Consider the following 8,106-nt stretch of genomic DNA (forward strand, 5'->3'; position numbering starts at 1 on the left):
AAAAGAGAATCTATGCAACTAGAACTGAAGCAAGATCCGATATCTTTGAATATATTGAGATGTTCTATAATTCAAAACGCAGACATGGTTCCAATGGTCAGCGTTCTCCATCAGATTATGAAAAGGCCAATCAAAAGATGGTTATGTGTGTCTAGAATTTTGGTGGCTATTCAACTATTCATTATCAAACTCCCAAGTTGAAAATTCTGAATAGTTATCTATTTCATCGAATAGACTATTTGTAACTAAGTCTCCAGTCTGTGTTGTCATAAGTGGTAAGGTACTGTAACTAACTATTTTTGGTTCATCTAGATTGAATTCTATTCGGTCATCCAAAAGTATTTTTAAATGATTTGGCAGCCCAACCCTACATTTTTTCGATTTTTTATTTAACTTAATATCTGATTGAAAACGTTGATGTAATGTCCATCGTGCAAAATCTGTTACATGTTCACCTAATTTTTCCTTATCTGCTTTTGATATTTTCTTTATTTCTTCTTGAATTAACTCATGTTCATACAAGACAACTTATATGTCGCGTGACGACAGTATTGTGTAGGCCACAGTCTTTAGATATCTTATTTAACATAATGTATATTATGCGAAGTATGATTGTAAACCCAAATAGAAATGTTCGATTTTCCAATAAATAATATTTAGTTTTAGAATATGTTTCTGAAATTATTTTTGATCATACAAATAATAAAGAAGATAAATTTAAAAATCTTGATACATAACAACATTCGGAAATTTTATGACTCCAAACGTTTATATAATAGGTTCTAAATAATGCTATTCACTATTAATCGAGATGAAAATTGAAGAATTTTTCAAAAACTAACAGCCATCGAGTAGTTCTCTAACTAATACTAAAAAAGCTTTGAATAATTACTTCAACGACTTTATATAACTTAGGATCTTCTCTTTTTGTTCCGAACCTAATGAATAACTTTGTTTAATAATTTCAGCTAGTTGATCATCTTCTATATAAAAATAAGCAGCCGGAACATCAAGAACTCTAGCAATTTGAGATGCCATCAGAAAGTCAGGCGTATGTTTGCCTTTCTCATATTGATTCATTCTGGCACTTGCAGATGATTCATCAATACCGGCCAAAATTCCGAGTCGTTCTTGAGATAAGTTTTTTGCTTTACGTGCAAGGCGTAAGCGCATGGCAAACACATTCGAATAATTAGACTGCATGCAAAGTAATCAAGTTCAAAACTAAGATTTTCTTAGCTTCTGATTGATTTTTTACTAAGGATTGCTTAGTATTTAGTTTGCTAAGGAATCCTTAGTTTTTTAAATTGGTGCTATTTACGACCAGAAATATTATTTGCTTTAGAAAAATATTCTACAGGTCGGGAAGCAAATCTTTGGGGCTGACATTTAGGACAGAAGCAATCTCATATAGCTTGATCACAGTAATGTTGACCTCTCCGCGCTCAATTCGACCTACATAGCTACGATCAATATTGCACAGCAAAGCTAACTTTTCTTGGCTGATCTTTTTATCTGAACGTTGCTTGCGTATTAAGCATCCGATTTGTTGGGGCAAATCACTCATAAGTTTTATTCGCTCAAAGAACAAAACTATTAAAGTTTGCGGATTATTAGTCCACGGATTATAATCCTCATATTGTTTTTGGGATTTTTACATGTACAAGAAATCACTTATCATTTTCACAGCGTTTACAGCAATTTCTCTTGGCGGTTGCCAACACATGCAAGATGCAGCAAACACAACCATGGGGACTGTCTCCAAAGGGATTCAGGCTTATGACGGCTGGGTCAGTAAAGGCACAAAACGGGTTTGGGATGAAATGGCTAATCCCGCGATTCGAGATAAGTTTCTCGTGTTGAATCAAAACTCAAATGGCAATAACCAGATGAAGCTTAATCCCTTATTAGTCAATGATAAATTTGAATTAAAAGAACGAAATTTCAGCACCATTTATTTAGAAAAATATGTGTTTCAAGAGTCAAATTTTGATGAAGCGAATCGTCGCATTCGTAATGGTGCATATATCTCAGAAAAAGACTTAGCCGCAAAGCTGTTTATCGAACAGGCTTTAGCACAAGGCCATGAAGTACGCATGTATAAAGCATCGCTCAATGCAGAGATCAATCAGCATTTAAAACAGACCATCATTGAATTTAAAGGTGCGCAAAATAACTATGGTTTTGATCCGGTCTTTATTGAATTCGATCAAACCGGCAGTCCTGTTGCGATTATGACTCGCTCTTGGCAAACCGTTTCAGTCATCGGTGTTGCCAGTCGTGTTTATACCAACATCTATTTTGGGCAAGCCACCATGCGTTGGTTTGAGAATAACTTTTCCAATCGATATCTAGAAAATACGCTGATTCGTACTATTCGTTAACTTTTATAACCAGAAAGGATACTTTTCATGAAAAAACTATTTTTGCTTAGTCTACTTAGTGCTATCGGAACCAGTACATTTGCAGCTTCTAATTGTTCAATTCTCTACGCTGCTGATGATAACTTAGTTGATATTATTCAAAAAAATAACTTTGATTTTGATAATTATGAAGACGTTTGCCAACATTTAAGAAATGCTAAGGCCAGAATTAAGCTGTCATATATGACTGGCACAAGCGATCAAGAAACCACTACTGTAGTTATTGCGACAGTAAAAGATAAAAATCTCCCGATTGAATCACATACCTACACTAGATCAATGTGGAATAATTCACAACAAGATGGTTCTGTTGCGGAAAGCCTGATAATGAATGCGGTAAATCATGCCGTAAGTAACATCAATCAAAAAGATATCGATGGATTAAATGCAAGCCGAAAAAAATTAGGATTTAAAACTTATCCAGCATCAACCAGCACCAATAAAAAATAATAAGGAATTTTAAAATGTCGAAACAGAGATTGACTGTTCTGGTTTTGCTGACTCTGTTGATTGGTAACGGTTGTAGTAAGAAAGATTCAACTCATGCCACGACTGCTGGAGAAGAGAATAACTCTTCATCAAAGCAGGTCGGAAAAAATGACAGAGTCATGATGGGCGATGATCCTAATTCCAAGTTTACAGCTTCTCAAACATCAATCAATTCATTTGAAAGCAGTAACACATATAACAATTATGGTTTTGCTTATCGTTATGAACGTCGTAGTGGTGATGGTCAGGAACATTTCTATAAATCTATTCAAGAATTCACCAAGAATGATTTAACCAACCAACGAAATCTGTTGGCTGAAACTTGGGTTGAAATCACTCAGCAAGAATGGATTGCAACCAAACAACATTATGAACAGACCAGAGAACTCGTTGATTTAAATCCAAAGCTTTTACAGACCACACCGATTTATCAAAAATTGATCCAGTTCATAGATGAGCAAAATGCTAGGCAGGCGCAGTTTGAAAAACAACGCGCTGAGTTCGAGGCGAATTTTAATCGTCAGCGAGCAGACTTCGATAAACGCTGGAATGAATCTACTCAACCATCCTCACGATCACATGATACTGAAAAGACTCAATTTGGGGCGAGTAACAACTCACCAGCAGTTGAATCAGATCAGCCAAATGATGACAGTCAAAAGCAAGATTCGAATGTGTTTTAAAACTCAACCACATCACATCATTATAATTAGGAAACGATATTATGCGTCATTTATTGGGTTCTGCCATCATTGCCTGTTCAATGATAACCTCGACATCTGTCTTTGCCGATCCTAAGTTATTCAATGCCGAACTGAAAGGCATCTCACGCGATAAAATGCGTACCGTACTCGCAGGCACAGCAGTGAAGCCGATCCGTGAAGAGGATCAGTATTGGGTTGATAAATACAATGCAAATGGCGTACTAGAAGGTGCAACGGATTTAAATTTTGCTTATACCTCAAACGGGCAATTTGCATATGCTGAATACAAGTTTCCAGCGTTTGTGAATACGGGGAAAATTTTAGAAGTGTCTAACTTAGTGGCCAGCAAATACGGTCAACCAAGCCAGCGTTCAGGAAATACAAATGTAGGAGAAGCAAGCTTTACGTGGAATTTTAAGAACGGTATGGCTATTGTGGTCTATCGTGGCTGGCCTGACTCAACGACCTACTTACAGATCAAAGACAAAGCAAGCTATAACAAAATGAAAGCTGAGATGGATGCGCAAGACAAAAAGCAATTACAACAGAAGGCGAAGCAGCAACAGGCGGCTTTTTAATTTAATTGATAGAGCCGTTCTAGTGCGCTGAACCCTAGAACGGCTTAGTTTAATATCTTGAGGCTAAAGTAAAAATTTCAAGTATTTCGCGTAAGGCGTATTATGTTAATTTTAAAAATATTTAATAATGAAGTGCATTTTTAATAACGGAAAATGCAGGAGAAACTAACTTTCTACTGGTATAAAACAAATAAAAAGGCGGCAGCGTAATCGCTTTTTCAGGCATGATTTCAACCAATAACTCTTGATCTATATAAGTACTGGCTAAATCTTGAGGTAAATAGGAAATACCATAACCATTCAGCGTTGCATCTGCGATTTGCTCAATACTCGTCAATGTCAGTTGTCCACTTCCCTTAAATGAAATGTTCTGTCCATCATCATTAAACATCCAAGGCAAAAGTGAATTGTCCGTTAAAATTCGGACATGAATACATTGATGTTTTTTTAAATCATCAATAGATGGAGGTATTCCATATGTGTTTAAATAATCAGGGGATGCGACTAAACACATTTTGATTTTATGGCTAATAGGAATTGCAACCATATCTTTTTCAACTAAATTACCTAATCTTACCCCTGCGTCATAGCCTTCTTTGGCGATATCAATTCGTCTATTTTCAGAAATTAATTCAAGTTGAATATCAGGATAATTTTTTAAGGTCGTTTTGAGCCTGTTCCAAATATGATATTTGATCACGTATTCATCTGCTGAAATTCGCACAATTCCAGCAGGCTTATCTTTCATGGCACTCAATTGTTCCAGACCAAGTGTAATTTCTTCAAGATTTTTTCCGACTAATTCACTTAATCGGTAACCTGCATCCGTCAAGGTCAAACTACGGGTCGTTCGATTAAAAAGTTTTAAGCCAATATGCTCTTCCAATTGACTCATACTCTGACTTACAGCCGATTGGGTAATGCCTAATTTGGCTGCTGTTTTTGTAAAATTTTGATTTTTAATCACTTCTGTAAAAGTCATCAAATCATTTAGATTAATTTTCATTATTCATAAGTAATACTAATGTCATCAATCTAATTATAACATCTAATCAACATAATCATGCCTTGTTAATATTGTTTTATCGAAATGAGAAACAGTAGAGACCATATGAAAAATGTATTGATACTGGGTGCAAGCGGACAAATTGCTCAGTGGGTGATTAAGTTTTTAGCTAATAAAAACGACATAAAGCTGACACTGTTTGTTCGTGATGCAAATAAAATCAATGTTAAAAATATACGTAATGCTCAAGTCATTGTTGGTGATGTTTTAAATATGCAGCAGCTCACTGGTGCAATGGTAGGTCAGGACATTGTCTATGCTAATCTCGCAGGTGAAATGGAGCAACAAACTCAAAATATTATTCAGGCAATGCATAAAAATGAAGTAAAAAGACTCATTTCTATCAATTCATTAGGTATTTATAACGAAATCTTAGGCAAATTTGGTGAATGGAATACGCGTGAAATTGGTCAATATTTACCGCCTTATCGTCAATCTGCCGATCTGATTGAAGCCTCTAACTTGGACTACACCATTTTACGTGCAGCATGGTTGATGGATGAAAATGAAGTGGATTTTGAAACAACAGAAAAAGGTGAAGCTTTTAAAGGAACGGTGGTTTCTCGCAAAAGCGTTGCACAGTTAGTTACTGAAATTATTGATCATCCTACATTTCACAGCAGAAAAAATTTAGGTGTGAATAAACCGAATACCGAAGCTGACAAACCTTATTTTATGTAATCCCTATTTTTTAAAGAGGTCAATGAAAATGAAAAGTGTGAAAGTAAAAGCACCATACTGGGAAATTGCAGCAAACTTGTATTTCCCTGAAAAATTTGATGAGAGCCAAAAATACCCAGCCATTATTTCAGGTCATCCAATTGGAAGTTGTAAAGAGCAAACATCGGGCAATGTTTATGGTGAAGCTTTAGCTAAAGCAGGTTTTGTAGTCATCGCATTTGATGCCAGTTTTCAAGGTGAAAGTGGTGGTGAACCGCGTTCAATCGAAAATCCAACACTACGTGTCGAAGACTTTCGTTTAGTCACTGATTACCTTGTGACATTGGATTATGTCGATGAAAACCGTATTGGTGTTTTAGGTATCTGTGGTGGTGGTGGCTATGCTCTCAATGTCGCGATGACCGAAAAACGCATTAAAGCAGTCGGTACAATCGATGCCGTCAATTTTGGGCGTTTATCCCGAGAAGCTTTTAGCAATTGGAATCCACTTGAAAAGTTGGAATTGATTGCTCAACAACGTACAGCCGAAGCTCGTGGCGAAGCCAATCAAGTCGATAATTTGCTCCCAAATTCAGTAGCAGAAGCGAAATCATTTGGTTTAACCGATATTGATGTCCTTGAAGCGACCGATTATTACAAGTCTGATCGGGGTCAAAAGCCTAATGGTGCGGCAAAAACGTTGTTTTCACAATCCGCAGTTTCAATCGGTTGGGATGCTTTTCATTTAGCAGAAGTCTTACTGACTCAACCACTGATGCTTATTGCAGGTGATAAAGTGGGTGGGTTTGGATCTTATCGTGACACGCTTGAAATTTATGGTCGTGCACGTTCTGAGAAGAAAGAATTACTAGTTGTTGAAGGTTGGTCTCACTATGATCTTTATGACAAACCTGAACCTGTTCAAAAAGCCTTAGCTAAATTGATTCCTTTTTATCAAGAAAACCTTTAAGTTAGTGAGATAAATACAATGAAAACAGTTACTTTTCTAAATAAAAATGGTCAGGATATTTCCATTGCTGCAAATATTCATTTCCCTGAAAATTTTAGTGAAAATCAGAAATATCCAACGATTGTTGTTGCTCATCCAGGTGGCGGTGTTAAAGAGCAGACCGCAGGTTTATATGCTTCTAAATTAGCTCAACACGGCTTTGTTGCCATTGCTTTTGATGCGTCATACCAAGGTGCAAGCACAGGATTACCGCGTCAATTAGAAAACCCTTACATTCGTACAGAAGATATTAGTGCCGTGGTTGATTATTTAACAACACTCAGTTATGTCGATCACGATCGTATCGGTGCGATGGGTATTTGTGCTGGTGCAGGTTATACAGCGAATGCGGCAATCAATGACAGACGTATCAAAGCGATTGGAACAGTAAGTGCAGTCAATATTGGTTCAATGTTCCGTAATGGCTGGGAAAATACCGTTAAAGATGCAGATGCGATCCCTTACATTCAGGCAGGCTCAGATGCACGTACTGCTGATGCAAATAGCCATGAATTTGCAACAATTCCATTGGCTCCGTTAAATGAAGCAGATGCACCTAATGAGGAGCTTCGTCAGGCTTGGGAATATTATCATACACCACGTGCTGAGCATCCTAACTCACCAGGAGTCGCAACAGCACGTAGCTTAACGCAGATCATTACTTATGATGCCTATAACAAAGCTGAGGCTTTCTTGACTCAGCCTCTGATTGCGATTGCAGGCAATGTTGCAGGGAGTAAATGGATGAGTGAAGACTTAGTGAATCGTGCTGCGAGTACAAAAAAATCACTCTATATCGTTGAAGGTTCAAATCACATGGAACTTTACGATGTTCCCAAATATGTTGATGAAGCTGCTCAAGTTCTCAGTCAGTTTTTTAACGAAAATATTTAAGTCGAAATATGATATCGAATCTCTAAAAATACGATGAAATTTTTAGAGATTCTAACTTCCATTTAACATAATGGACTTTATGTGAAATTCAGAATACATCACCAATAGGCTAAATTATTTGTAATGTATTCTGAATTTTCCTCATTATCGATGATCAATTCATCTTTATAAGTTTCTTGCATTATCTCTAACAATTGTTGCTTCTCATCCCCATCGAGGGGCCATGTACTTGGATCTATAATAACTTCATAATTTACAGTCATATCAAATTTGATACTTAGTT

13 protein-coding genes are annotated in these 8,106 nt (G+C 36.6%); 8 read left to right on the forward strand and 5 right to left on the reverse strand.

Annotated features, from left to right (window positions below; all coding sequences use genetic code 11):
- A partial coding sequence (locus L2096_RS15900; protein ID WP_250365855.1) for an IS3 family transposase occupies positions 1-155 on the forward strand: 155 nt, incomplete at its 5' end.
- Between the two features lie 19 nt (positions 156-174).
- Here L2096_RS15900 and L2096_RS15905 read toward each other — a convergent pair.
- The 3 genes from L2096_RS15905 to L2096_RS15915 all read right to left on the reverse strand — a co-directional run bounded on the left by L2096_RS15905 (position 175) and on the right by L2096_RS15915 (position 1,567).
- On the reverse strand, positions 175-522 hold the full coding sequence (locus L2096_RS15905) for a hypothetical protein (RefSeq protein WP_250365843.1): 348 nt from the start codon (positions 520-522) through the stop codon (positions 175-177).
- 366 nt (positions 523-888) lie between these two features.
- A complete protein-coding gene (locus tag L2096_RS15910) occupies positions 889-1,203 on the reverse strand; it encodes a helix-turn-helix domain-containing protein (protein ID WP_250365844.1) in 315 nt (104 codons plus the stop codon).
- Positions 1,204-1,354: 151 nt separating this feature from the next.
- A complete protein-coding gene (locus L2096_RS15915) occupies positions 1,355-1,567 on the reverse strand; it encodes a helix-turn-helix domain-containing protein (protein ID WP_250365845.1) in 213 nt (70 codons plus the stop codon).
- 91 nt (positions 1,568-1,658) lie between these two features.
- On the opposite strand from L2096_RS15915, the gene L2096_RS15920 reads away from it, so the two are divergent.
- From L2096_RS15920 to L2096_RS15935, 4 genes are read left to right on the forward strand one after another with little or no spacing between them, the layout of a single operon-like run.
- Complete coding sequence (locus L2096_RS15920) at positions 1,659-2,384, forward strand: hypothetical protein (protein WP_250365846.1); 726 nt, start codon at positions 1,659-1,661, stop codon at positions 2,382-2,384.
- A gap of 27 nt (positions 2,385-2,411) precedes the next feature.
- Positions 2,412-2,873 carry a hypothetical protein gene (locus tag L2096_RS15925; RefSeq protein ID WP_250365847.1) on the forward strand — a complete coding sequence of 154 codons (462 nt, stop codon included), beginning with the start codon at positions 2,412-2,414 and terminating at the stop codon, positions 2,871-2,873.
- A gap of 14 nt (positions 2,874-2,887) precedes the next feature.
- On the forward strand, positions 2,888-3,595 hold the full coding sequence (locus L2096_RS15930) for a hypothetical protein (RefSeq protein WP_250365848.1): 708 nt from the start codon (positions 2,888-2,890) through the stop codon (positions 3,593-3,595).
- Positions 3,596-3,636: 41 nt separating this feature from the next.
- Entirely contained in the window at positions 3,637-4,194 is a 558-nt protein-coding gene (locus tag L2096_RS15935; RefSeq protein ID WP_250365849.1) for a hypothetical protein, read from the forward strand.
- 121 nt (positions 4,195-4,315) lie between these two features.
- Here the strand turns inward: L2096_RS15935 and L2096_RS15940 are convergent, their stop codons facing one another.
- Entirely contained in the window at positions 4,316-5,176 is an 861-nt protein-coding gene (locus L2096_RS15940; RefSeq protein ID WP_250365850.1) for a LysR family transcriptional regulator, read from the reverse strand.
- Between the two features lie 129 nt (positions 5,177-5,305).
- On the opposite strand from L2096_RS15940, the gene L2096_RS15945 reads away from it, so the two are divergent.
- Genes L2096_RS15945 through L2096_RS15955 form a run of 3 tightly spaced genes read left to right on the forward strand, consistent with a single transcriptional unit; the run spans position 5,306 to position 7,823 of the window.
- On the forward strand, positions 5,306-5,941 hold the full coding sequence (locus tag L2096_RS15945) for an SDR family oxidoreductase (protein ID WP_250365851.1): 636 nt from the start codon (positions 5,306-5,308) through the stop codon (positions 5,939-5,941).
- A 28-nt stretch (positions 5,942-5,969) separates the two neighbouring features.
- Positions 5,970-6,890 carry an alpha/beta hydrolase gene (locus L2096_RS15950; RefSeq protein WP_250365852.1) on the forward strand — a complete coding sequence of 307 codons (921 nt, stop codon included), beginning with the start codon at positions 5,970-5,972 and terminating at the stop codon, positions 6,888-6,890.
- A gap of 18 nt (positions 6,891-6,908) precedes the next feature.
- The gene (locus L2096_RS15955; protein WP_250365853.1) at positions 6,909-7,823 is read left to right on the forward strand and encodes an alpha/beta hydrolase; all 915 of its coding nucleotides are present in this window, start codon (positions 6,909-6,911) and stop codon (positions 7,821-7,823) included.
- 98 nt (positions 7,824-7,921) lie between these two features.
- Here L2096_RS15955 and L2096_RS15960 read toward each other — a convergent pair.
- Positions 7,922-8,106: hypothetical protein (locus tag L2096_RS15960; RefSeq protein ID WP_250365854.1), on the reverse strand; the 185-nt coding region annotated here is incomplete at its 5' end.

The sequence above is a fragment of the Acinetobacter sp. ACZLY 512 genome (assembly GCF_023614015.1).
Taxonomy (GTDB): Bacteria; Pseudomonadota; Gammaproteobacteria; order Pseudomonadales; family Moraxellaceae; genus Acinetobacter; species Acinetobacter soli.

Excerpts from the sequence above, each read along its gene's own strand:
- L2096_RS15945 (WP_250365851.1), top strand. The coding sequence starts at position 5,306 with ATGAAAAATGTATTGATACTGGGTGCAAGCGGACAAATTGCTCAGTGG.
- L2096_RS15920 (WP_250365846.1), top strand. The coding sequence starts at position 1,659 with ATGTACAAGAAATCACTTATCATTTTCACAGCGTTTACAGCAATTTCT.
- L2096_RS15950 (WP_250365852.1), top strand. The coding sequence starts at position 5,970 with ATGAAAAGTGTGAAAGTAAAAGCACCATACTGGGAAATTGCAGCAAAC.
- L2096_RS15930 (WP_250365848.1), top strand. The coding sequence starts at position 2,888 with ATGTCGAAACAGAGATTGACTGTTCTGGTTTTGCTGACTCTGTTGATT.
- L2096_RS15955 (WP_250365853.1), top strand. The coding sequence starts at position 6,909 with ATGAAAACAGTTACTTTTCTAAATAAAAATGGTCAGGATATTTCCATT.
- L2096_RS15925 (WP_250365847.1), top strand. The coding sequence starts at position 2,412 with ATGAAAAAACTATTTTTGCTTAGTCTACTTAGTGCTATCGGAACCAGT.
- L2096_RS15915 (WP_250365845.1), bottom strand. The coding sequence starts at position 1,567 with ATGAGTGATTTGCCCCAACAAATCGGATGCTTAATACGCAAGCAACGT.
- L2096_RS15935 (WP_250365849.1), top strand. The coding sequence starts at position 3,637 with ATGCGTCATTTATTGGGTTCTGCCATCATTGCCTGTTCAATGATAACC.
- L2096_RS15940 (WP_250365850.1), bottom strand. The coding sequence starts at position 5,176 with ATGACTTTTACAGAAGTGATTAAAAATCAAAATTTTACAAAAACAGCA.
- L2096_RS15910 (WP_250365844.1), bottom strand. The coding sequence starts at position 1,203 with ATGCAGTCTAATTATTCGAATGTGTTTGCCATGCGCTTACGCCTTGCA.